This is a genomic window from Vreelandella halophytica (genome assembly GCF_968193635.1).
This window is the reverse complement of sequence record NZ_OZ309107.1, coordinates 1,155,716-1,178,888: the sequence shown is the minus strand read 5'-3', so window position 1 is coordinate 1,178,888 and position 23,173 is coordinate 1,155,716. Positions and strand designations below refer to the sequence as shown.

At 60.8% G+C, this 23,173-nt stretch carries 21 protein-coding genes and 4 tRNA genes; 13 read left to right on the top strand and 12 right to left on the bottom strand.

Annotated elements, in window-relative coordinates; genetic code table 11:
* Nucleotides 1-37: 37 nt before the first annotated feature.
* Both ychF and ACWHXT_RS05550 read left to right on the top strand, forming a co-directional pair.
* Entirely contained in the window at nucleotides 38-1,129 is a 1,092-nt protein-coding gene (ychF, locus tag ACWHXT_RS05555; RefSeq protein WP_447928511.1) for a redox-regulated ATPase YchF, read from the top strand.
* Between the two features lie 104 nt (nucleotides 1,130-1,233).
* Nucleotides 1,234-1,310 (top strand) — tRNA-Met (locus ACWHXT_RS05550).
* A gap of 65 nt (nucleotides 1,311-1,375) precedes the next feature.
* On the opposite strand, the gene ACWHXT_RS05545 is transcribed toward ACWHXT_RS05550, so the two are convergent.
* Nucleotides 1,376-2,704, bottom strand: a complete 1,329-nt coding sequence (locus tag ACWHXT_RS05545) for a M18 family aminopeptidase (RefSeq protein WP_447957551.1) — start codon at nucleotides 2,702-2,704, stop codon at nucleotides 1,376-1,378.
* A gap of 140 nt (nucleotides 2,705-2,844) precedes the next feature.
* Between ACWHXT_RS05545 and ACWHXT_RS05540 the strand changes: the two genes are divergently transcribed.
* Nucleotides 2,845-4,932 (top strand): carboxy terminal-processing peptidase, encoded by a 2,088-nt coding sequence (locus tag ACWHXT_RS05540; RefSeq protein WP_447957550.1) that lies wholly within the window; start codon nucleotides 2,845-2,847, stop codon nucleotides 4,930-4,932.
* Between the two features lie 242 nt (nucleotides 4,933-5,174).
* Here the strand turns inward: ACWHXT_RS05540 and ACWHXT_RS05535 are convergent.
* The 3 genes from ACWHXT_RS05535 to ACWHXT_RS05525 all read right to left on the bottom strand — a co-directional run bounded on the left by ACWHXT_RS05535 (nucleotide 5,175) and on the right by ACWHXT_RS05525 (nucleotide 5,503).
* Nucleotides 5,175-5,250: transfer RNA gene (locus ACWHXT_RS05535), tRNA-Asn, on the bottom strand.
* A gap of 54 nt (nucleotides 5,251-5,304) precedes the next feature.
* Nucleotides 5,305-5,380 (bottom strand) — tRNA-Asn (locus ACWHXT_RS05530).
* A gap of 47 nt (nucleotides 5,381-5,427) precedes the next feature.
* Nucleotides 5,428-5,503 (bottom strand) — tRNA-Asn (locus ACWHXT_RS05525).
* Between the two features lie 192 nt (nucleotides 5,504-5,695).
* Here ACWHXT_RS05525 and miaB point away from each other — a divergent pair.
* The 6 genes from miaB to ACWHXT_RS05495 all read left to right on the top strand — a co-directional run bounded on the left by miaB (nucleotide 5,696) and on the right by ACWHXT_RS05495 (nucleotide 11,611).
* The gene (gene miaB / locus ACWHXT_RS05520) at nucleotides 5,696-7,054 is read left to right on the top strand and encodes a tRNA (N6-isopentenyl adenosine(37)-C2)-methylthiotransferase MiaB (RefSeq protein ID WP_447957549.1); all 1,359 of its coding nucleotides are present in this window, start codon (nucleotides 5,696-5,698) and stop codon (nucleotides 7,052-7,054) included.
* Nucleotides 7,055-7,140: 86 nt separating this feature from the next.
* Nucleotides 7,141-8,229 (top strand): PhoH family protein, encoded by a 1,089-nt coding sequence (locus ACWHXT_RS05515; protein ID WP_447957548.1) that lies wholly within the window; start codon nucleotides 7,141-7,143, stop codon nucleotides 8,227-8,229.
* Nucleotides 8,226-8,687: an rRNA maturation RNase YbeY gene (ybeY, locus tag ACWHXT_RS05510; RefSeq protein ID WP_447957547.1), complete on the top strand. Its 462-nt coding sequence runs from the start codon at nucleotides 8,226-8,228 to the stop codon at nucleotides 8,685-8,687. The genes ACWHXT_RS05515 and ybeY overlap by 4 nt, the downstream gene beginning before the upstream one ends.
* Nucleotides 8,688-8,759: 72 nt before the next feature.
* Entirely contained in the window at nucleotides 8,760-9,644 is an 885-nt protein-coding gene (locus tag ACWHXT_RS05505) for an HlyC/CorC family transporter (RefSeq protein WP_447928506.1), read from the top strand.
* 49 nt (nucleotides 9,645-9,693) lie between these two features.
* A complete protein-coding gene (gene lnt, locus ACWHXT_RS05500; protein ID WP_447957546.1) occupies nucleotides 9,694-11,175 on the top strand; it encodes an apolipoprotein N-acyltransferase in 1,482 nt (493 codons plus the stop codon).
* A 97-nt stretch (nucleotides 11,176-11,272) separates the two neighbouring features.
* Nucleotides 11,273-11,611 carry a hypothetical protein gene (locus ACWHXT_RS05495; RefSeq protein WP_447957545.1) on the top strand — a complete coding sequence of 113 codons (339 nt, stop codon included), beginning with the start codon at nucleotides 11,273-11,275 and terminating at the stop codon, nucleotides 11,609-11,611.
* A 134-nt stretch (nucleotides 11,612-11,745) separates the two neighbouring features.
* On the opposite strand, the gene ACWHXT_RS05490 is transcribed toward ACWHXT_RS05495, so the two are convergent.
* From ACWHXT_RS05490 to prmB, 7 genes are all read right to left on the bottom strand, one after another.
* Nucleotides 11,746-12,324, bottom strand: coding sequence for an SCO family protein (locus tag ACWHXT_RS05490; RefSeq protein ID WP_447957544.1), 579 nt, complete (start codon nucleotides 12,322-12,324; stop codon nucleotides 11,746-11,748).
* A gap of 51 nt (nucleotides 12,325-12,375) precedes the next feature.
* The gene (locus ACWHXT_RS05485) at nucleotides 12,376-12,831 is read right to left on the bottom strand and encodes a copper chaperone PCu(A)C (protein WP_447957543.1); all 456 of its coding nucleotides are present in this window, start codon (nucleotides 12,829-12,831) and stop codon (nucleotides 12,376-12,378) included.
* A 183-nt stretch (nucleotides 12,832-13,014) separates the two neighbouring features.
* Nucleotides 13,015-14,862, bottom strand: coding sequence for a class I poly(R)-hydroxyalkanoic acid synthase (gene phaC, locus ACWHXT_RS05480; protein ID WP_447957542.1), 1,848 nt, complete (start codon nucleotides 14,860-14,862; stop codon nucleotides 13,015-13,017).
* Nucleotides 14,863-14,968: 106 nt separating this feature from the next.
* Nucleotides 14,969-15,448, bottom strand: a complete 480-nt coding sequence (locus tag ACWHXT_RS05475) for a phasin family protein (protein WP_447957541.1) — start codon at nucleotides 15,446-15,448, stop codon at nucleotides 14,969-14,971.
* Between the two features lie 265 nt (nucleotides 15,449-15,713).
* Nucleotides 15,714-16,082, bottom strand: a complete 369-nt coding sequence (locus tag ACWHXT_RS05470; protein ID WP_447928499.1) for a hypothetical protein — start codon at nucleotides 16,080-16,082, stop codon at nucleotides 15,714-15,716.
* 118 nt (nucleotides 16,083-16,200) lie between these two features.
* Complete coding sequence (gene aroC, locus ACWHXT_RS05465) at nucleotides 16,201-17,286, bottom strand: chorismate synthase (protein WP_447957540.1); 1,086 nt, start codon at nucleotides 17,284-17,286, stop codon at nucleotides 16,201-16,203.
* A 12-nt stretch (nucleotides 17,287-17,298) separates the two neighbouring features.
* A complete protein-coding gene (gene prmB / locus ACWHXT_RS05460; protein WP_447957539.1) occupies nucleotides 17,299-18,258 on the bottom strand; it encodes a 50S ribosomal protein L3 N(5)-glutamine methyltransferase in 960 nt (319 codons plus the stop codon).
* 197 nt (nucleotides 18,259-18,455) lie between these two features.
* Here prmB and ACWHXT_RS05455 point away from each other — a divergent pair, with 197 nt between their 5' ends.
* The gene (locus tag ACWHXT_RS05455; RefSeq protein WP_447957538.1) at nucleotides 18,456-19,025 is read left to right on the top strand and encodes a Smr/MutS family protein; all 570 of its coding nucleotides are present in this window, start codon (nucleotides 18,456-18,458) and stop codon (nucleotides 19,023-19,025) included.
* 66 nt (nucleotides 19,026-19,091) lie between these two features.
* On the opposite strand, the gene ACWHXT_RS05450 is transcribed toward ACWHXT_RS05455, so the two are convergent.
* Nucleotides 19,092-19,979: an alpha/beta fold hydrolase gene (locus tag ACWHXT_RS05450; RefSeq protein ID WP_447957537.1), complete on the bottom strand. Its 888-nt coding sequence runs from the start codon at nucleotides 19,977-19,979 to the stop codon at nucleotides 19,092-19,094.
* 315 nt (nucleotides 19,980-20,294) lie between these two features.
* Here ACWHXT_RS05450 and ACWHXT_RS05445 point away from each other — a divergent pair, with 315 nt between their 5' ends.
* From ACWHXT_RS05445 to ACWHXT_RS05435, 3 genes are read left to right on the top strand one after another with little or no spacing between them, the layout of a single operon-like run.
* Nucleotides 20,295-20,738: a LexA family protein gene (locus ACWHXT_RS05445; protein WP_447928494.1), complete on the top strand. Its 444-nt coding sequence runs from the start codon at nucleotides 20,295-20,297 to the stop codon at nucleotides 20,736-20,738.
* The gene (locus tag ACWHXT_RS05440) at nucleotides 20,735-22,039 is read left to right on the top strand and encodes a Y-family DNA polymerase (RefSeq protein WP_447957536.1); all 1,305 of its coding nucleotides are present in this window, start codon (nucleotides 20,735-20,737) and stop codon (nucleotides 22,037-22,039) included. The genes ACWHXT_RS05445 and ACWHXT_RS05440 overlap by 4 nt, the downstream gene beginning before the upstream one ends.
* 41 nt (nucleotides 22,040-22,080) lie before the next feature.
* Nucleotides 22,081-23,172, top strand: coding sequence for an LBF_2804 family protein (locus ACWHXT_RS05435; RefSeq protein WP_447958012.1), 1,092 nt, complete (start codon nucleotides 22,081-22,083; stop codon nucleotides 23,170-23,172).
* Nucleotide 23,173: the final 1 nt, after the last annotated feature.

The window sequence follows — 23,173 nt, the reverse complement described above, 5'->3', positions numbered from 1 at the left end:
GCGGCTTTATCAAGCGCGCCCAGGTCAGGACATTACTATGGGTTTTAACTGCGGTATCGTTGGCCTACCCAACGTAGGCAAATCCACGCTCTTCAACGCGCTCACCAAATCCGGCATCGATGCGGAAAACTTCCCGTTTTGCACGATCGAGCCCAACGTCGGGATCGTGCCGATGCCCGACCCAAGGCTCGACAAGCTCGCCGAGATCGTCAAGCCTCAGAAAGTGCTGCCCACGACCATGGAGTTCGTGGACATTGCAGGCCTGGTGGCGGGTGCATCCAAGGGCGAAGGTTTGGGCAACAAGTTTTTGGCCAATATTCGCGAAACCCAGGCGATCGCCCACGTGGTGCGCTGTTTCGATAACGACAACGTGATTCACGTCTCCAACCAGGTGGACCCGCGCGCGGATATCGAAACCATCAACCTGGAGCTGGCCCTGGCGGATCTCGACACCGTCGAGAAAGCCAGCCAACGGCTGGTGCGCTCGGTGAAAGGCGGCGACAAGGACGCCTCGGCCACCAAGGCGATTCTGGACAAGATCCAGCCGCACCTGGCCGAAGGCATGCCGCTTCGAAGCTTCGATCTAAGCGATGACGAAAAGCACCAGGTGAAAAGCTTCGGCTTTTTGACCCTGAAGCCGACCATGTACATCGCCAACGTCAACGAGGACGGCTTCGAGAACAACCCGTATCTGGATATCGTCAACGAAATCGCCGCCGAAGAAGGCGCGGTGGTGGTGCCGGTGTGCAACCAGATCGAGGCCGAGATCGCCGAGCTCGACGACGAGGAGCGCAGCATGTTCCTGGCCGAGATGGGCATGGAAGAGCCGGGGCTCGACCGCGTGATTCGCGCCGGCTACGCTCTGCTGGGCCTGCAAACCTACTTCACCGCCGGGGTGAAGGAAGTACGCGCCTGGACCGTCAAGGAAGGCGCCACCGCCCCGGAAGGCGCCGGCGTCATCCACACCGACTTCCAGAAAGGCTTCATTCGCGCCGAGGTCATCGCTTATGAAGACTTCGTCAGTTTGGGCGGCGAGCAAGGCGCCAAGGACGCGGGTAAGTGGCGTTTGGAAGGCAAGGAGTACATCGTCAAGGATGGCGACGTGATTCACTTCCGTTTCAACGTCTAAGCGTATAAACCGCTGATTCGCCGCGATTAGGCTTTTTTTGACGATTGAAGCAGCAAGCACTTGACGGGTGGCGGCGCGCTTTGTAATATTCGCCCCCGTTGAACGGCTACATAGCTCAGCTGGTTAGAGCACATCACTCATAATGATGGGGTCCCCTGTTCAAATCAGGGTGTAGCCACCAGCTTTTAGAAAAAGCCCGCTAACTTGGTTAGCGGGCTTTTTTGTGCGCGTTTGTCAGCAAGCGGCTCAGAGCACCGGACGATTCAAAAACGCCACGAGCGCTTGAACCAGGTACGTTACGTCCCGGGTGCCCGCGGTTTCGCGAATCGAGTGCATCGCCCACTGGGGGACGCCCACGTCGATGGTCGGCACGCCCACCTCGGTGGCCGTTATCGGCCCGATGGTACTGCCACAGCCCATGTCCGCGCGGGTCACGAAGGACTGCACCGGCACGTTCGCCTCGCGGCACACGTCGCGAAACAGCGCACCGGTTACGCTGTTGGTGGCGTAGCGCTGGCTGGCGTTGACCTTGATCACCGGGCCGGCGTTGATAGCCGGGCCGTGGCGCTCGTCGTGCTTGTCGCGAAAGTTCGGGTGCAGCGCATGGGCGTTGTCACAGGAGATCATCAGCGAGGACTGAATCAGCTGAATCAGCGCCTCCTCACCTCCTTTACCGATCTGGCCATTGATGCGCTTGAGCACATCGCCCAAAAACGGCCCCTGGGCGCCGCAGGCGCTCGCGCTGCCCACTTCCTCGTGGTCGTTGGCCACGAACAGCGCGCCCTGCTCGCCATCGCACGTTAGTAGCGCTTCCAACCCGATAAAGCACGAAAGCAGGTTATCCAACCGGGCGCTGGCTACCAGCTCTTTGCCCACGCCTACCAGCGAAGGCGGCTGCAGATCGTAAAAGCCCAGCTCGAAATCCACCACCTCGACACCCTCGAGGCCGTGCTCCTCGTTCAACCACTGAAGCAAAAGCGAATCGAGCGTGGCGTCCTCGCTTTGCATCAACACCGGCGCCATCTGGGTTTGGGGGTTGATGGGGCGGCCGCCGTTGACGTCGCGGTCCAGGTGGATCGCAAGACTCGGGATCATGGCCACCGGGTCGGCGACGTTGAGCAGCACGCTCTCAAGCTTTCCATCCGCGTGACGGATATGCACGCGCCCGGCCAGCCCCAGGTCGCGGTCGAACCAGGGCGCCAGCAGTACGCCGCCGTAGACCTGGACACCCAGCTGAAGCCAACCCGCCGAACGCTGGGTCGCCTCGGGCTTCAACCTGAGCCCGGGGCTGTCGGTGTGAGCACCGATCATGCGCAGGCTCTCGAGCCCCTTTTCATCGAGCCCTTTTGCGGGCAGTTGAAAAGCGATGAGCGAGGAGTCGTTGCGGGTCACGAAGTAGCGCTGCCCCGCTTTTAACTGCCAATCGGCCCGCTCGTCCAGACGCGTAAAACCGTTTTGCTCCAGCCGCTCGACCATTGCCTGGGTAGCGTGCCAGGGTGTGGGCGATTGCGCCAAAAAATCGCATAGCCGCGTCAGGCGTTGCGCCTCGACCGGCGTGTTATCGACCGCGTTCAAATGATTGCCCCTTATCAGAAAATGAGTGAGTATCACAGAGTAAATGACCTGCTACAATGCTCTTTCGGCCTACGCAACTCATGGGCTGGCTGAATGTCTAGGGAGCGTGTATGACTATAAATTCCGGGAGAGCCTGACTGATGAGCTTGTTTGCAACGCTTTCGCGCTCGGTCGCCGTTGCCGTGATGCTGGTAGTGACCAGCCCGGCACTTGCGCAAATCGAACCGACCGACGAACAACGCCAAGCGGCAGTGGAGATTGGGGATGCACTGCGCTACGGCCACTACGCGAACATCGATTTCGATGCGCAGTGGTCCCAGGAAGCTTTCCAACGCTATTTGGATATTCTGGATAACCAGCGTAGCTATCTTCTAAGTCGCGATATCGAACCCTACCGCCATTTAGAAGACGACATGGACCAGGTGCTGTTCGAAGGCGAGCTTGACGACGCCTTCGCGCTGTACAATCGCTTGAACGAGCGCCATACCGAGCGCCTCGAGTGGCTTTTAGAGCGTCTGGATGAAGGTCTGTCGTTCGATTTCGAAAGCAACGAGCGCCTTGAGATCGACCGCGAAGAGGCCGCTTGGCCGACACGCGAAAGCGAGCTGGACGAATTGTGGCGCAAGCGCTTGGAAAACGATGCGCTGACACTCGCCCTCAGCGACCAGGACGATGAGCAGATCGAAGAGAATCTGCGCCAGCGCTACGAAGGTCAGCTGACCCGGCTGCGTCAAACCGAAGACGAAGACGTATTCGGCATTCTGATGGCGGCCATCTCCAGCACGATCGACCCGCATACCGGCTACCTCTCGCCGCGCCAAAGCGAATCCTTCGACATCCAAATGAGCCTTTCCCTGGAAGGCATCGGCGCCCTGCTCCAGGCCGACGGCGAATACGTCAAGGTTTCGAGCCTGGTGCCCGGCGGCCCGGCCGAACGCGCCGGCGTGCTGGAGCCCGCCGACCGCATCACCGCGGTAGGCCAGGAAGACGGCGAAATGGTCAACGTGGTCGGCATGCGTTTGGACAACGTCGTCGACTTGATCCGCGGTCCCAAGGGCTCCGTCGTACGCCTGGACGTGGTGCCCGCCCAGGCCGTGGACATGACCCGCTCGCAAATAGTGGAGATCACCCGCGACACGGTCAGTCTCGAAGACCAGGCAGCGCATGGCGAAGTCATCGAAGTCGAGCGCGACGGCGAGCCCCACCTGATCGGGGTGATCGATGTGCCCACCTTCTACGTCGATTTCGACGCCTGGCAGGCCGGCGAAGAAGAGTATCGCAGCACCACCCGCGACGTGGCCCAGGAAATCGAATCGCTCAAGGAACAAAACGTCGAGGGTATCGTGCTGGACCTGCGCAACAACGGCGGCGGCGCCTTGCAGGAAGCCAACTCGCTGATCGGGCTCTTCATCGATCGCGGCCCTACCGTTCAGGTACGCGACGCCCAGGGGCGTATCCAGCTCTACGGCGACACCGACGCCGGCACACTCTATGACGGCCCCCTGACCGTATTGACCAACCGCCTCTCCGCCTCTGCCTCGGAAATCTTCGCCGGCGCGATTCAGGACTACGGGCGCGGCCTGGTGGTCGGCGCCTCGACCTTTGGCAAGGGCACCGTCCAAACGCTCAACGACTTAAGCCACGGCCAGATCAAGCTGACCCGCGCCAAGTTCTACCGGATCTCTGGCGAGAGCACGCAAAACCGCGGCGTCGAGCCGGACATTACCTTCCCCAGCCTGATCGACCCGGAGCGCATCGGCGAAAGCAGCCTGGATAACGCCCTGGCCTGGGATACGGTACAAAACGTTCAGTACCGCCGCTACGGCAACCCGGAAGACTTTATCGACGCCCTGACGACCCAGCACCAGCAGCGCGCTCAGCAGAACCCGAACTTCCTGTATCTGGAGCGCCAGTCGACGCTTGCCCGCCAACTTCGCGAGCAGCACACCAGCGTCAGCCTGAACCGGGAGCAGCGCCAGCGCGAGCTGGAAGCCCAGGAAGGCGAGCAGCTTTCGCTCGAAAACCAGCGCCGCCGAGCGCTTGACCTCCCCGAGCTCGAGGAGTGGATGGATGCCCGTCTGGACAACTCCGAAAACGGCGCGCCCATCGAGGAAGACGAAGAGGACGACGAAGAAATGCCCGTCGACCGCGCTCACGTGCTCGAAGCCGCCGAAGTAATGCTCGACTACACCCACCTTAAAAACGCCCAGCGCATGGCCCAGCGCTAAGCGCAAGCAGCGCTGTTCTACAAAGCCACTCACCACACGGTGAGTGGCTTTTTTAGCGCCAGCGTAAATGCCATACACAGCGTTATCTGCCCTGGGTAAGGATCGGCCCAAGCAGACTCAAGAGTATGGATGAAATAAAGAAAAGACAGCAACGCGAAAAAGACGCAACAAAGTGACGTCAAAGAAGAAACGATTTGATGATCAAACAAAGGGGGGATAATAAACGACCAAGTCGTTTTAGATGGCTCCTCGAACAGGACTCGAACCTGTGACCCAATGATTAACAGTCATTTGCTCTACCAACTGAGCTATCGAGGAATCATGCTTACCTGAAACGACTATGCGAAACAGATAATAAAATCGGGAATAGCTTGGCTCCTCGAACAGGACTCGAACCTGTGACCCAATGATTAACAGTCATTTGCTCTACCAACTGAGCTATCGAGGAACAACCTTAAGCTATTGTATTTGAACAAGAACCAACACGCAATGTATTGGCTCCTCGAACAGGACTCGAACCTGTGACCCAATGATTAACAGTCATTTGCTCTACCAACTGAGCTATCGAGGAACTGCTCAAACACGGTGCGTAGTATACGCATAGAATCGTTTGGGTCAAGCATCGATTATTTTTGAGCGCTAGCCGCTGGTTTGATGTATCCGTATAATGGCCCCACTCCTAATGCACCGGCGCGCCTCGAGCGCGGCCCGTAGATACTCCATTCATTTTCGTCTGACGACGATCCATAGACGACAGGTACCGATGGCGAAGAAGCTCTTCATCAAAACGCACGGCTGCCAGATGAACGAATACGACTCCTCTCGTATGGCGGACCTACTCGGCGAATCCCACCAGATGGAACTCACCGATAACGAGAAAGAGGCCGACGTGATCCTGCTGAACACCTGCTCCATTCGCGAAAAGGCGCAGGAGAAGGTGTTTCACCAGCTGGGGCGCTGGAAAAAGCTCAAGGACGCCAACCCGGATCTGGTGATCGGTGTGGGCGGCTGCGTGGCAAGCCAGGAAGGCGATGCGATTCAAAAGCGCGCGCCCTTTGTGGATATGATCTTTGGCCCGCAAACGCTTCACCGGGTACCGGCCATGATGGATGCGCGCAGCGGCGCGTCGGCGTCTGCCAACCAGATCGCCGCGGTCGATGTCACCTTCCCGGAAATCGAGAAGTTCGACCACCTGCCCAAACCAAGCTCCGACGGCGCGACGGCCTTCGTTTCCATCATGGAAGGCTGCTCGAAGTACTGTACCTTCTGCGTGGTGCCCTACACGCGAGGGGAAGAGGTATCCCGCCCGTTCGAGCCGGTGATGGACGAAGTCATTCACCTGGCCGACCAGGGCGTGCGCGAGATCAACCTGCTGGGCCAGAACGTCAACGCTTACCGCGGCGAAAACCAGCTGGGTGAAGAGATCGACCTTGCCGAGCTGATCGCCTGCGTGGCGGCGGTGGAAGGCATCGACCGCGTGCGCTTTACCACCTCGCACCCGGTGGAATTCACCGACAGCCTGGTAGAAGCCTACGCCGAGATCCCGGAGCTTGTCAGCCACCTGCACTTACCGGTTCAGTCGGGCTCGGACAATATCCTTTCCGCGATGAAGCGCGGCCACACCCGCCAGGCCTACATCGACAAGATGGAGCGCATCCGCGCCAACCGCCCGGATATCAGCTTCTCCTCGGATTTCATCATTGGCTTTCCCGGCGAGACCGAGCAGGATTTCGAAGACACCATGGATCTGATCCATCAGATCGGCTTCGATCACTCCTTCAGCTTCGTTTATTCGGCGCGCCCGGGCACCCCGGCCTCCGGCCTCGAGGACGAAACGCCGGAGAGCGTGAAAAAGCAGCGCCTGGCGATTTTGCAGGACCGTATCCTTCAGCAGGCCGCGCAGATCAGCCGCCGCATGGTGGGTTCGACCCAGCGCATCCTGGTCACCGGCTTCTCGCCGAAGGACCCGGGCCAGCTCTCCGGGCGCACCGAGAATAATCGCGTAGTGAACTTCCGCGCGGCCAACCCGGCGGACTTCATTGGCTACTTCGTCGATGTCGAAATCACCGAAGCACTGCCCAACTCGCTGCGCGGCGAGCTCACCTCCCCCCAGCGTTTTTGACGCGTATTTAGCCCAGGTAATTGCTCAAAGCAAGCCCTGGGCAGTAAGCTCTGGTTTACACACATCAACGAACGGGTCCACAACTTTTGAGCCAGCCATCATCTCAGGCCAACCGTATCATCACTCTAAGTCTTGAACCCAATGACCCGCAGCGGCTCGCTAGCCTTTGCGGGCAGCGCGATGAGCACTTGAAGCTCATCGAAGACCGGCTGGACGTCACGCTGAGAAACCGTGGCAATATCTTTCAGTTGGCCGGGCCGGCGAACCGTATCAAGGCCGCGTCCAACGTGCTGGAGCACCTGTACCGCGAAGCCGCGTCCAGCGAGCTCTCGCCGGACACGGTGCACTTGTTCCTGCAAGAGTCGGGGCTCGAGTCGTTGGACGAGGACGAAGAAAACGAAGACGGCAGTAGCGAAGTGATCATGCGCACGCCGCGCACCATGATCAAGCCTCGGGGCTTGAATCAGCAGCGCTACGTCACAAGCGTACGTGAACACGATATCAACTTCGGTATCGGCCCGGCGGGTACCGGCAAGACCTACCTGGCCGTAGCCGCGGCGGTCGAGGCGCTCAACAACCAGGAAGTACGCCGTATTCTGCTGGTGCGCCCGGCGGTCGAGGCCGGCGAGAAACTCGGCTTTCTACCCGGCGACCTGGCTCAGAAGATCGACCCCTACCTGCGCCCGCTTTACGACGCGCTTTACGAGATGATCGGCTTCGAGCAGGTCGCCAAGCTGATCGAGCGTCAGGTGATCGAGATCGCCCCGCTTGCCTACATGCGCGGGCGTACGCTCAACAACGCCTATATCATTTTGGATGAGAGCCAGAACACCACGCCGGAGCAGATGAAGATGTTCCTGACCCGGATCGGCTTTGGTTCGACGGCGGTGATCACCGGGGACGTCACCCAGGTGGATCTACCCAAGGGCCAGCGCTCCGGTCTCATCCAGGTGCTGGATGTATTGAAGGACACCCCCGGGATAGGCGTGACGCATTTTGCCGCGAAGGACGTGGTACGCCACCCCCTGGTGCAGCGCATCATCGAAGCCTACGATGCGTTCGAGTCCGAGCAGGAAGTCCAGGAGCGCGCCCAGCGCGAGGTGCGCCAGCAAGAGCGTGAAGCACGCCTGGCCTCGCGCGATCATCACTCAGCGGGCGGAGACAGCTCGCGATGACCGATATCGTGATCGACCGCCAGGTGGCGGTCGAGGCTAAAGAGATCCCTACGCTCGAACAGCTCACCCAATGGGTGGGCTGTGTGTTTTCTCACCATCCGGATGACCCCCGCCGCGAGTTGACGATCCGCCTGGCCGAGCCCCAGGAGAGCCAGGCGCTGAATCGCGACTACCGGGGCAAGGACAAACCCACCAACGTGCTCTCGTTTCCTTTCGAGTGTCCGCCCGGGCTCGAGCTTCCTTTACTGGGTGATCTGGTGATTTGCCACGATGTCGTCGTCAACGAGGCGCTCGAGCAGCAAAAAACCCTCGACCACCACTACGCGCACATGGTGATTCACGGCACGCTGCACCTGCTTGGGTACGATCATATCGACGACGACGACGCCCAGGTCATGGAAGCGTTGGAGCGCCGGCTGCTTGCAGGCCTTGATATCCCCGACCCGTACTGCGTATAACGTTTATTTTCCAGACGTATCCCGATACACCTGTCCGTCACGAACTAGTCCGTAACCAAGAGATCCGACGCAATGAGCGAAGACCCATCGAGCACGTCCAATCAAAAATCCTGGCTCGAGAAACTCTTTGGCGCCCTCACTGGTGAATCCGACGAACCCAGCTCTCGTGATGAGCTGCTCACCTTTTTGCGTCACACCGCCGGCAAACTGAAGCTCGATCAGGACGCCATCATGATCATCGAAGGCGCCCTCGAGATCAGCGACCAGCAGGTACGCGAAATCCTCATACCCCGCTCCCAGGTCTCGGCAATCGCCATCGACCAAACCAGCGACGGCTACCTGCCGCTGATTCAGGAAACCGGCCACTCGCGCTACCCGGTGATCGGCGAAAACCTCGATGACATCAAGGGCATTCTTTTGGTCAAGGACCTGCTGCCATTGCTGTCGCAGTCCCAGGAGCGCCGGGATGCGTTTTTGCTGGAGGACGTGCTGCGCCCGGCGATGTTCATCCCCGAGTCCAAGCGCTTGAACAGCCTGCTAAAGGAATTTCGCGATACCCACAACCACATGGCCGTGGTGGTGGATGAGTATGGCGGCACCGCGGGCATCGTCACCATCGAAGATATTCTCGAGCAGATCGTGGGTAATATCGAAGACGAGCACGATACCGACGAAGAGGACGCCATTCGCCGACTCGACAACGGCCACTTCGCCATCCGCGCCCTCACCCCCATCGAGGACTTCAACGAGCGCTTCGATACCGACTTTTCCGATGACGAGTTCGACACCGTGGGCGGTTTGGTCATGCAGCAGTTCGGCCACCTGCCCGGGCGCGGCGAGCACACAAGCCTGGGCGGCTGGCACTTTATCGTTTTGAACGCCGATAACCGCCGCATTCGCCTGCTCGAGGCCTACCACGACAGCAGCGAAACCGTTACCGCGACACAAACCGACTAACCCGGCGCTTTTACATCGTTGGCTTTTACTTCGCTCACAGGATATCGCTATGGGCTTTACGTCCCGGTTCGCTTTTCAACTGTTCGCCGCCCTGGTCGCGGGCGGCTTCACCACGCTAACGGCCTCTCCTTTCGAGCTTTGGTGGCTGGGCCCGGTCGCGGTGGGCCTGCTCTTTGCAGGTATCCACCACCTTACCCCAGGCCAGGCCGCGCTCAAGGGCTGGGCGTTTGGGATTGGGCTCTTTGCCACCGGCGCCTCTTGGGTGTACGTGTCGATTCACGACTACGGCTATACCAGCGTGCCGCTGGCAGTGCTTTTGACCGGCCTGTTCGTGGGCGTACTGGCGCTTTTCTACGCGCTGGCGTTCTGGGTGTTTCGCCGCTTTGCCGGCGAGCGCCTGACGTTTTTGAGCTTTGCGGGTATCTGGGTGCTGGGCGAGGTACTGCGCACCTACCTGTTCACCGGCTTTCCCTGGCTTTTATTGGGCTCGTCTCATGTGGACTCACCGCTTGCCAACTGGGCGCCGCTGGGCGGGGTGTATCTTCTTTCGCTGCTGGTCGCACTTAGCGGCACGTTAGGCGTTATGGTGCTGCGCCGACACTTCTGGATGGCGCTACCTCTGGCGGCCATTTGGCTGATCCCCCTGGCACTCCCCCAGCTTTGGACCACTCAGGCCAGCCAGCCGACCCGTGTGGCGCTTTTGCAGGGTAATCTTTCGCAGCTGATCAAGTGGACGCCGGAGGGCCAGCGCGCCGCTGCGGATATCTACACGGAGCTGACCCAAACCGTCAGCGGTGAAGCGGACCTGATCATCTGGCCCGAAACCGCGGTGCCGATGTTCGAGTACCAGGCGCGCCCCGTGCTCGAGCGCCTCCAGGCGGATCTGCCCGAAGACACCGCGCTGATGACCGGTATCGTTCAGCTCGACGAGCAGAACCGTTACTTCAACAGCATGGTCGGCGTGGGCAACGTCTCCGGCAGCTACCAAAAAGAGCACCTGGTGCCCTTTGGTGAGTATCTGCCGCTCGAAAGCCTTTTACGCGGGGCGATCGACTTTTTCGACCTGCCCATGTCGAGCTTCGCCAAAGGCGAATCGGTTCAGGCGCCAATGGAAGCCGGCGGCCTGCGTATCGGCAACGCGATCTGCTACGAAATTATTTATCCACAGCTGGTCGCTAGCCGGGCGCTTGAAAGCGACGTGATCGTGACGGTCTCCAACGACACCTGGTTTGGCGCCTCGATCGGCCCGCATCAGCACCTGCAGATGGCGCGCCTGCGCGCGCTGGAGAACGGCCGCTATGTGCTGCGCGCCACCAGCAACGGTATCACCGCGATCATCGACGCCCGGGGCAACGTGGTGGACCGCGCTCCGCAGTTCGAGACCACCTCGCTGACCGGTGATTTCTACGCCATGCAGGGGCAAACGCCGTTTACTCGAATGGGCAGCCTGCCGATCTGGATACTGGCCGCGCTGATGAGCATGGCAGGGCTTGTACGCGCGCGCACAGAGCGGCGCAAGACACTGCTTTAAAGACGGCTTTAAAGACGGCTTTCAAACGCCGGCGGGTGCGTCATTATGGCCCAAAGCGCTCGCTTGACTGAAAAGGGGGCGGTGGCATAATGAGTTCATGCTTAAATCTCGCCCCTTCCTACTGCTGATTGTCCTTCCCCTCGCTTTCATGGCGATCGTGGGGGCGGCTATCTTTGGCAGCCAGGCACTCTCGGCCGGCAAAGTGGATCAACAGATCCAGTCGGCGATTGCCGCGGAGCTTAACACCGAGCTTCCGGTAGAGCTTTCACAACTGCAGGAAATCCAGTACGGCTACGGCGTCTGCGGGCTCTATAAAACGGCGCAGTCCGAGAATGGCTACGCATCGTTTTTCTACGACACCACCAACGAGCGCCTGACGCTGGACGTCAATTCACGCCTTTATACGTCCAACTGCGGCCTTTCGTCGGTCTGCTAAGCTAGCCCGTTGAGGCGGCGTCATTGAGATGCCGAACGTCCAAAAGAGTGCCCAAAAGTAACTATTAAAAAAGCGCCCTGCGGGGCGCTTTTTTGTGCCTGGCTTTCCAGCACTCTTGTGAACTATCTTTTGACCTATCCCTCTGCAATTACGCGGCGAAGGTCGGCGAGCACGTCCTGGTCGGAGTGCGGGTCGCGCACCAGAAAGCGTGGCTCGCCTTCTTCGTTGAAGGCAAACACGGCGCTCGAATGATTGACGATATAGTCGCCGCGCTCGTTGGGCTCTTCGAAGGTGTAAGAGATGCGGTAGCGGTTGGTTAGCGCGTCGATCTCCTGCTTATCGCCGGTCAAACCGGTAAATTCCGGGCCGAAGGCGTCGGTGTAGCGTTTGAGCACCTCGGGCGTGTCGCGGTTCGGGTCGACCGAAATCAGCAGCATTTGTACGTCGTCGCGCTCTTGCTCGTCGAGCCGGTCGAGGATCGCCGCAAAACGCGCTAGCGTCAGTGGACACACGTCCGGGCACTGGGTGTAGCCAAAGTAGACCAGGGTGGTTTTCCCGCGGTACTCCTCGGCACTCGCCGCCTGACCGTCGTCGTTGGTCAGGTCGAACTCGAGCGGCGGCATGATCTCTTCGATGTCGGTGGTGCGAAAGGTCTCGTCACTACAGCCCACCAATAAAGCCGCTGCCAGCAGCGGCCATAGCACTTTTTGCATACTCACTATTCTCTACCCAGGGTATTCAAGATCGGGTATTTTCGCCGCACGTTAAAGCGACGCGGGGGACACCACGTCGAAGGTGACCGGCAGACGCTCTTCTTCGAACTCGAGCGTTACCTCGACCTCGTCACCCTCTTGTAGCGCGTCGACGCGCTGCATGAACATCAGGTGATGGCCGCGCGGTGCAAAGCTGAACGTTTCGCTTGGCGCGATCTCGATATCTTCGATGGCGTGCATGTGCGCCATGCCGTCGTGCTCGGTGCTTTCGTGCATCTCGACCTTTTCAAAGGCATCGCTTTCGGCGCCGATGAGCGTAATGGCGGTGTCGCCGTCGTTGGCGATGTCAAAGTAGCCAGCACCGGGCGTATCCCCCGGCACCAGGCTCAGGCGTGGGTTGGACACATTGATAGTGCTTGCCTGAGCGCTGACCGCTCCCAGCAAAACGGCGGCGCCCAGCAGGACGGGAACGACGCTCCGCTGTACGAATTTGAGTGTATCGAGCATGCATGATCTCCTGAGCAAGCGTTCGGCTTGAGTCAGCGGCGTTTAAGCGCGGTGCCGCAAACACTCATTATACGCTATTACCCTACGCCCTTTAGAAGCGCCGCCCTCCCGATGCGACAATTTGCCTGAGCGCGCGAGCCTAAAAAAGCCCGGTGCGCCGTGCTTTATAGTGCGTGGCGCTGATCACTCTACATCCGGCGTCTCGCCAAGCACCTCGGGAATGGATTGGCGTACGTAGCGCCCGGGGGCAGGTTCGACCACGCTCAGCCCACCCTCTCCCGGTACGCGCGCGGCCACCTTTTTTTGTGCATCGGCATAGCCATTTTGGGTCATCCACGCCTGCCAGTGCGGCCACCAGGAACCCTCGTGGTGCTGGGCGCCCTCGAGCCAGGCCTCGGGCTCAGCAGGCAAGGTATCGTTGGTCCAGTAGCCGTACTTGTTCTTGTGCGGCGGGTTCACGATGCCGGCAATATGGCCAGAGCCGCCCAGCACGAAGGTGACCGGCCCCTTGGGCAAAAGCGCCCCATGGTAGGTACTGTTCCACTTGGCGATGTGATCCTCTTTGGCGGAGACGAAATAGCTCGGCGTGGAGACCTTGCGAAGGTCGATCTTCACGCCATCGAGTTCGATGCCGCCGGGCTCGACCAGGCGGTTTTCCAGATACATGTGGCGCAAATACCAGCCGTGGGTCGCGGCGGGCAGGTTGGTGCCGTCGGTGTTCCAGTAAAGCAGGTCGAACGCAGCGGGTACGTCGCCCTTCAAGTAGTTGTTGATGAAAAACGACCAAAACAGATCGTTTTCCCGCAGCAAATTGAAGGTGTAGGCCATGGAGCGACCGTCCAGATACCCTTTTAACTGCATGGACTGTTCGATCCCCTGCACGACGGACTCGCTCAAGAAAACGCCGATATCCCCCGGGTCGCGAAAATCCTGCAGCGTGGCCATGTAGGTGACGGATTTCACCTTACGCCCACGGCGCGTGCTGTTGAGGTACGCCACGGTCGAGGCCGCCAGCGTGCCGCCCACGCAGTAGCTCATCAGGTTGACCGACTTCTCGCCGCAGGCTTTTTCGATCGCCTCCATCGCGCTGATCGGCCCCATCTGCATGTAATCTGCCCAGGTGACGTCGTGCTGTTCGGGGCCGGGGTTTCGCCAGGAAATCAAAAAGACGCTGTGGCCCTGGTCCACCAGCCACTTCACCAGCGAGTTGTCCTCGCGCAGATCCAGAATGTAGTACTTGTTGATCCAGGGCGGCAGGATCAAAAGCGGCGTTTTGAAAACCTGCTCCGTGGTAGGCGTGTACTGGATCAGCTGGATCAGCTCGTTTTCAAACACCACCGAGCCTGGCGTGACGGCGATGTTGTCGCCGATACCGAATGCCTGGCGGTCGGTCATGCGTACGTTGATGCCCTCGGCGGAGTTGGCCAGGTCCTCGCGCAGGCGGGTCAGCCCGTCTACCAGGTTTTGCCCTTTGGTTTCCATCGTGCGCCGCACGACTTCCGGGTTGGTGGAAATAAAGTTGGAAGGCGACATGGCGCTGACCAGCTGGCGGGCGTAAAAGGTGAGGTGACGCTTGCTCGTTCCTTCGAGCCCGTCCAGCTTGCCGATCAGCTCGTCCACGGTTTGCGAAAAGAGCAGGTACTGCTGCATCAGGGAAAGATAGAACGGCTCGCTGGTCCAGGCGTCGTCCTTGAAGCGGCGATCCCCCTGAGCGGGTTTGATCAGTGGCGTCACCGTCTCGCCGGCAAGGCTGCGCATACCCTGCTGCCATAAAAGCCACTGATCCTGCATTAGCCGCGCCTGGGTTTCCCACAAAAGGGTCGGGTCGCCCATCAGCGACTGGGCGGCCGCCTCGAAGCTCTGACGCATATCGCCGTAAACGGAATCGGCGGCTTCGCTGGGCGCCATCTTGCCAAGCAGTTCTTCCATCAGAGCCTGGTACTGCTCGCCCACTTCCTCCAGCACGCTTTTCCAGGCGGCCATTTCGGCCTGGCTCAGACCTTGCGGCGCCGTGTTCCACGCTGACTGCATACGTTGCCTCCCTGCGCTTCGGCGACGCGCTGTTGCCGAGGCGCTTTTACCTCTTTACCCAACGGCTAAAAAAGACGGCGCCCGAAGGCGCCGTGAGCATTACCGATTACTTCTTGCGAGTAGATTCGCTGCTGGCCTGGCCGCTGGGGTCGCCACCCTTGGCGACGTTGCTCGCCTGCTCGTTCATTTTGCGCCCGGCTTCGTTTGCCTGCTCGCGCATTTGGCTGCCGGCGGCGTTGACCTGCTCGCCCATCTGGCGGCCAGCATCGCTGAAGAGCTTCTCCATTTCGGACTTGAACGTCATGCTCATTTCGCCCATGGCGCGCGCGTCTTCCTGCATCTGCTCGGAAAGCTCTTTCATCATCTCGGCCTGCTGGGCGCCGAAGTCGCGCATGCTCTCGGCATCGCTTACGTCGGTTGCGCGGCGCACGCGATCAGAGCCCATCTGAGAGTAGCGCTGCATCGCTTCGAGCTGGTAGTGGGTCAGCTTCTGCATGTTGTCGAGCATCAGCGAGTTCATTTTACGCATCGGCTCGAACATCTGGCGGGTCTGACTGTTGAAGGCATCAAACATTTTGTCCTGCATGGTCCTGGCTCCTTTCAAGGCAATGAGGTCACATCAATGTATGTAGAGAGGTTCTACATCGCTTTTTTTATACACGTTATGCTGCGCGAAGAGAGGCTTGCATACTCGTTGACCCATCGCCCAGCAAGCGCCGTTCCATAAGGCCTGATACCGTCCAAACATCCGCTTTTGAAAAGACGGCACGTCTCTTTTGTACCCCGAAACCACCCTTCGGCGCTACCAAAAGCGTAGTGACTGGCGCCACGTTTGGCAACGCCGTTCCGAATTACTCTTTGCCACGCGAGCGGGACGAGGCGCTGGCGCGCGGCTTTTGCTCCTTGCCCTGCGCTTGCGTCTGCTCGGCGTCATCCTTGGCCGGCTCACCGCCGGCGGCACTGCCCGCCTGCTTGAGCATGTCCAGCATCATCTGCTGGTAGGTGCCAAAGTGGGCAAGCCCCTGGGAGAGCCCTTGCTGCATCATGGGTTGTTGCAGGAAAGGACGCATCAGGCTCATCGGGTCGTAGCCTTCCACCCCGGACTCCATCTGGCGCTGAATGCTGTCGAGCAAATGCTGCTGAAAAGCTTCCACATCCGGCAGGCCCAGCGACTGGCGAAACTCCTCCGGCGTAAGGTCGAACTCAACGTTGATTTTCATGGACGGCTCCCTTTGCTCGTATGACGCGCTGTTGTTATACGGTGGTGAAGAGGATGGCGGTGGCAAGCGATGCTTGCGCTGCGTTCAAGTGTAGCAGCGCAAACGTCGACAAACTTTGTCAGCTCAAGCGGGGCGTGGTCACGCTGACATCACCGTTCTGGCCACGGTGTCTTAGCAGGTGATCCAGCAGCGTGATCGCCATCATCGCTTCCCCAATGGGCGTGGCACGAATACCGACACAGGGGTCGTGACGCCCCTTGGTGATCACCTCGACCGGCTCGCCGTGAACATCGATCGAGCGCCCGGGCGTGGTGATACTCGAGGTCGGCTTGAGCGCGATGCGGGCAATGATCGGCTGGCCGCTCGAAATACCGCCCAGGATGCCGCCGGCCTGGTTGGAGAGAAAACCTTCCGGGGTCAACTCGTCGCGGTGTTGGCTTCCGCGCTGAGCCACGCTTTGAAAACCCGCGCCAACCTCGACGCCTTTCACGGCGTTGATACTCATCAGCCCATGGGCAAGCTCCGCGTCCAGCCGGTCGAACACCGGCTCGCCAAGGCCGACCGGCACGCCCTCCGCGACCAGGGTAATCTCCGCGCCGATGGAGTCCTGGTCGCGCCGCAGTTGGTCCATGAATGCCTCGAGCTCGGCCACGCGCGCGGCGTCCGGGCAGAAAAAGGCGTTTTGCTCCACCGCCTCCCAGCCTTTGAACTCGATCTTGAGCGGGCCTAGCTGGCTCATGTAGCCGCGCACCTGAATGCCCTGGGCGGCCAACACCTTTTTGGCGATGGCGCCGGCGGCGACGCGCATGGCGGTTTCCCGGGCGCTGGAGCGCCCGCCGCCACGGTAGTCACGGTGGCCGTACTTGTGATGGTAGGTGTAATCCGCGTGGGCGGGACGAAACTGATCCTTGATCCTGGAGTAGTCTTTCGAGCGCTGGTCGGTGTTCTCGATCAAAAGCCCTATCGAGGTACCGGTGGTTTTACCCTCGAACACGCCGGAGAGAATGCGTACCTCGTCCGGCTCCTTGCGCTGGGTGGTATGGCGCGAGCTTCCCGGCCGGCGACGGTCGAGCTCGGCTTGAAGATCCTGCTCGTTGATCTCGATCCCTGGTGGGCAGCCATCCACGATGGCGCCCAGCGCCGGTCCGTGACTCTCGCCGAAGGTGGTCACGCTGAAGAGTTTGCCAAACGTATTGCCAGACATGGAGACGATTCCTTACGCAAATGACGCCGCATGGGCGTCGAGTTCAGCGGCGCTGATGGCAAAAACGCCTTGGCCGCCATGCTCGAATTCGAGCCACATGAAGCCAACCTCGGGAAAGGCCTCTTCGACGTGACGATCAGAATTACCGACTTCGACGATCAGCCAGCCGTCGTCGCTCAAGTAACCCCGTGCCTGGCGCAGAATGCGCCGCACGATATCCAGCCCGTCAGCGCCGGCGCCCAGGGCAAGCGCGGGCTCGTGGCTAAACTCCGCCGGCATGGTGGCCAGGTCCTGGGCATCGACGTAGGGCGGGTTGGAGACGATCAAATCGAAACGCTGACCTTCCAAGCCATCGAACACGTCGGACTCTACGGCGCGCACCCGGCCGCCCACGTCGTGACGGGTGATATTTTGGCGCGCCACCGCCAGCGCGTCCTGGCTGATATCGGCAAGCGTGACGTGGCAGGTGGGCAGCGTAAGCGCCGTGGCGATACCGATACAGCCGGAACCGGTGCACAGATCGAGCACGTGCTCGGGGGGCTCTTCATCGAACCAGGCGCCGAAGCCATCCAGGATCAACTCGGCAATGGGCGAGCGGGGAATCAACACGCGCTCGTCCACATCAAAAGGAAAACCTGCGAAAAACGCCTCGCCCAGCAGATACGGAAGCGGCGCACGCGTCTCGACGCGCCTGCGCACAAGCTCGATGATACGCTGGCGCTCGATGGGCAAAAGCCGTGCGTCCTGCACACCGGGGTCGACGTTCCAGGGCAGGTGCAGCGCCCCCAAACATAGCGCAACTGCTTCATCCCAGGGGGCGTCGGTGCCGTGACCGTAGTGAAGACCCGCCACGTAAAATTCGCTGGTCGCCCAGCGCAGATAATCGCGCAGCGTGATCAAGTCGCTGGTTAACGCCGACTCCGGCAGAGTAAGCGTCGAGGGAGAGGTCTCGGCATTGAGGTGCGTGGTCACAAGGGCTCCTGGCTGAGCGCGCGGCGGCGTAAAGCCTTACCGCCGCGGGGTTTTAAAAACGTCGCTTGGTAAACGCCGCTGTGTAAAAATCGTTAAATAATTGTACCTTCGACGCCGCCCGGTTCACAGCGCCGTTAGGGCCGCTATACTGTGCGTTTTCAAGCCACTTTTCACCCCGCTATTTTTGTGAGCCCCCCATGTCGCGACGCCGCCACTCGCCCAACGATGAAGATATCAGCGCCTTTCGCCAGGCGCTTCAGGAGGCGGGCGTGCGGCGCCTCATTAGCAATCAGGCGGACCCGGGCAAACCCAAGCGCGAAAAAGACGCCCAGGCCGCCCGGCGCCAGGCGGCAGTCAAAGGCGGCGATCAGACCGCGACCGGGCGCACCTCCGACGGCCGCGTAGAACCAGTGCGGCCGTCGGAATACCTGGAATTCACCATTCCCGATCTGCCCTACCGCACGTTTAGCCAGCTAAAGCGCGGCCAAACCGCTTGGCAGGCGGGGCTCGATCTGCACGGCTATACCCTGGAAGAGGCCCGCCTGGAGCTCGAGAGTTTTCTTCGCGACGCCGCTGACCAAAAACTTCACTGCGTACTGGTGGTGCACGGCAAGGCCTGGGGCGCCACGGCGGACTTCCCCGTTCTTAAAAGCCATACCAACGCCTGGCTCAGAGAATGGCCGGGGGTACTGGCATTTTGCTCCGCCGTGGAGGGTGATGGCGGCACCGGCGCGGTGTACGTACTGCTTAGAAAGCGTGGGCCGTAAACGCGGCTGACAGCCACTTCTGGTATGCGCCGCTCGAAGGTTTCACACTCCTTTCGAGCCTGCTCATCACTGCCCGTGCTTGCCGGCTTCGCGCTCGCAATATTCACCTATCACACTGGCGACCATTTCCACGGCTTCGGGCTCCAGGTGCAGGTGGTGGCCACCCGCCACTATCTGGCGCGTCAAGTGCCTCACCGCCTGGCGGGCCTTCTCCGACCAGCGCCGCGCGGCCAAAATGCCTTTGTCTCCCTCGATTAATAGGACCGGGGACTGTATACCGGCCAGCAGCGCCAGCACCTGCTCCGGGGTGAAGCGCACCAGCGACGGTTTGAGCAGGCGGCTGTCGGTGCGCATCTCGATAGCGCCCTCGACGTTTGCCTGGGTGTTGCGCTCGACCACCGGGTAGATAGTGGCGCGGGTCACCGAGGTAACGCCACCGGCCACCCGGGCGGCCACCGCGCCTTCGATATCGGCGTAGCGCGGCGGCCTGGAGACCGGGCGCCGGTAAGCCAACAGCCCTTTACGTAGCTGCTCGGTGCTCTCGCGGGCCTCGGTGTTGAGCGCGCCCAGCCCGTCGATCAGCAGAAGTTTCTCTACCCGCTCGGGGAGGGCGGCGGCCAACACGCAGCTCACCGCCGCGCCCATGGAGTGGGCCAGCAGCGTGGCGCGCTCGAGCCCGAGTTCGTCCAGGACGTCGAGCACGTCGAAGGTATAATCCCACAGGGCGTAGTCGGCGTTCGCCGGGCCGTGTGCGGAGTGGCCGTGGCCGCGAAAATCGATCGCCACGATGCGGATATCGAGGGCGCGAACCAGAAGCGGCGCCAGCCGTGTGAAGCTTGCGGCGTTGTCCAGCCAGCCGTGCAAGGCAAGCCAAGCCGGCGCGTCGGGCCGCCCCCAGGTAAGCCCCGCCAGGCGGCCACCGGCCAGTGAAAGTGGCCTTGCGGCGTCGTTCATGAGCAGTGCCTCGTCGTATTCATACGCATTTACCTTGATGACGCTTTATAGCGTAAACGTTACCATGCCAGGCCCAGCGCCTGGACCGCTTCAAGCGCCCCTTTTTTAAAAAATTCCTGCCTAATGAGTACCGTTATGAAACCTCGCCGTGATACCCGCGTTCGCAATACCGTGTTTTTTATCGCCGTGATCAGCGCCATCGTCGTGGGGCTTTGGCTCGCCCGCTGAGAAAGCGCAAACCGTGACACTTGCATTTTTCTCCTCGAAAACAAATACTGTATATACATACATTACTTTATTCTCGAGGACGTCACGATGCCGTCTCAACCCGCCCACGTTGCGACAGCCTGGCCGTTAACCTTTCAACCGCTGGCGTTTCCCGGCCTGTACGCGCGTGCCGGGTTTAGCGGCTTTCCCTCCCCCGCCCAGGATTACGAGCAGCGCACGCTGGATTTGAACACGCGGCTGATCAAGAATCCGACGCAGACGTTTTACCTGACCGCCACCGGCGACAGCATGGAGGGCTGGGGCATTTTCGATAACGACCTGCTGGTCGTGGACCGCAGCATCCAGCCGCGCCTTGGCCATATTCTGGTGGCCATGTTCGACGACGAAGTGCTGATCAAGCGCTACGCGCTGCATGGCGGCACGCCGCACCTGTGCTCTGCCCACCCGCGCTACCCGCCGCTGCCTCTGGAAGGCAGCGACTGCCAGCTTTGGGGCGTGGTGCGCGCGGTCATCCACGAGTACATGCCATGATCGGCCTGGTCGATGCCAACAACTTCTACGTTAGCTGCGAGCGCGTCTTTCAGCCCGACCTGGAGGGCCGGCCCGTCGGCGTGATGTCCAATAACGACGGCTGCATCATCGCCCGCTCGGAAGAGATGAAAGCCATGGATATCCCCATGGGCGTGCCCGCTTTCAAGCTCGAAACGCTGCGCCGCCAGGGGCGTATCCACCTGAAATCGTCCAACTACGAGCTTTACGGGGATATGTCGGGAAGGCTCTGCCAGCTCTTGCGCGACGCCTGCCCGGCGGTGGCGCCCTACTCCATCGACGAAATGTTCGTCTATCTCGACGGGTTGAGCCCGGCGCAGTGCCAGGCCATTGGTGAGGCGCTGCGTCGGCGCATTCGCCGCCATTTGGGGCTCCCCGTCTGCGTGGGGCTCGCCCCCACCCATACGCTTGCCAAACTGGCCAACCACTACGCCAAAAAGCGCGCCCACTACCAGGGCGTGTGCCTGCTGCACGCCGACTCCCAGGAGAGCGCCGCGCTTTTAAAGCAGACCCCGGTAAGCGCGGTGTGGGGCATTGGCCGACGGCTGGCCGAGCGGCTGGCGGTCAACCAGATCCGCACCGCCTGGGAGCTTCGCGAGTGCGACCATCACGATCTACGGCGGCGCTTTTCCGTGGTGCTGGCGCGTACTGCGCTGGAGCTTCGCGGCACGCCGTGTCTTGAAATGAACGCGGTGAACGAGCCGCGCCAGCGCATCATGACCTCGCGCTCGTTCGGCCGACCGACCGGCGTTAAAGCGGACCTTCACCACGCGCTCAGCCGCCACGCCCAGCGCAGCGCCGAGAAACTCCGTGAGCAGCGAAGCCTGGCGCGGGCGGTGATGATTTTTCTCAGCACCAATCGCCACCGCCAGGACCAGCCGCAGTACTTCCCCCACGCGATGATTGCGCTGGCCTCGCCAAGCGACGATACGCGAGTAATACTTAGCGCCGTGCGCGAAGGCCTCGAGCAAATATATCGCCCGAACCATCGCTTCATGAAAGCAGGTGTGATGCTTTTGGACCTGGTCGATGCCGAGCAGTATCAGCTCTCGCTTTTGCATCAGCCCCCGCGCCATCAGCACCACCCCGAGCTGATGGCCACCATGGACGATATCAATCAGCGCATGGGCCAGGGCAAGATCGGCTTTGGCGCCGCCCCGGAAAAAGCCGCCTGGCATTTACGCTGCGCCCACCGCTCGAACCGCTTTACCACCCGCTGGGACGAATTGATGCGCGCGGGCACCCATCCGGGTGCAATCAAAGCGTGTACTACGCGAAAGTAGCCGCTACCCTGTAGGGCAAATACAAAGTCTATTTGGTGACCATGCCGCTTACCCGCCCCGACCAAGAATTTGCCCCCTCCCCGGATATCATGCAGCGCTGGGCGAGCCGCCACATCGGCCGCCGTCTCACCCGCCATACCGCGCTTGCCAAGCCCGACCGGGCCGCGGTCAAGAAAAGCCGGCGCTGGGTGATCCTGTGGGCGGCCATGGCGGGGATTATTTCGGGCACGCTGATTGGCGGCTCCGAGTGGTGGATGCGCCAGGTGTTGGTCAGCGATTGGGCGTCTTTATCGTTTCGCGAACAGCTGCCCTACTGGGCCGCCTACATGGTGTTTGCCGGCTTCGTAACGCTACTGGAAATCGGCTTTCTCTACTGGAACGCGCTGCGCGGCGTAGCACGGGTGAGCTACTTTGCCGGTTTGAACTACAGCAGCGAGTCGCCCCAGCCGCCAACGGTCGAGCTGACCCTCCAGGGGGTAGCGCGCGTGGCGCTGGAGTACCCAAGCCCGGGGAGTCTGATTTACGGGGTCGACCCGCACGCCTACCTGCACGGCTGGAAACTGACCCTGCGCATGCTGCTTTATCGGCTCAAGGTCAGCATGAGCAGCTTTTTGCTGCGTATGGTCATGCGCCGCCTGCTGGGGCGCTTAACGCTGCGCGGGTTGCTGCCCATGCTGATGGCGCCGCTCTACGCGGTGTGGAACGCCTGGATCGCCGCGCGGGTCACCGAAGACGCCTACCTGCTCGCCTGCGGCCCGCGCCAAATCGAGCGCATCATGGAGCGCCTTGACGACGCGCCGGAACAAACGCGCAAGCTACTGGCCCAGGGCGTGGGCGAGATGATCATGCGCAACCAGCACCCCCACCCCAACCTGGTACTGGACCTGTCGCGCCTGCTGGCGACGCTACCGGATAAGCCCGATTCGCTGGAGGTGGACTGGCCCACCGCGCTTCGCGAGTACGCCGCGCTCGATGAGCAGCAGCGCACGCCGCTGCTGGAAAGCCTGACTCAAACGGTGCTTTTAAGCGGTGGCTATCGCGGCGCGCGCAAAAAGTTTCTGCAGGAAGTATTCGCCCACTGCCAAACGCCGCTGACCCGGGCGTTCATCGACGAACAGCAGCTCGACCAGTAAC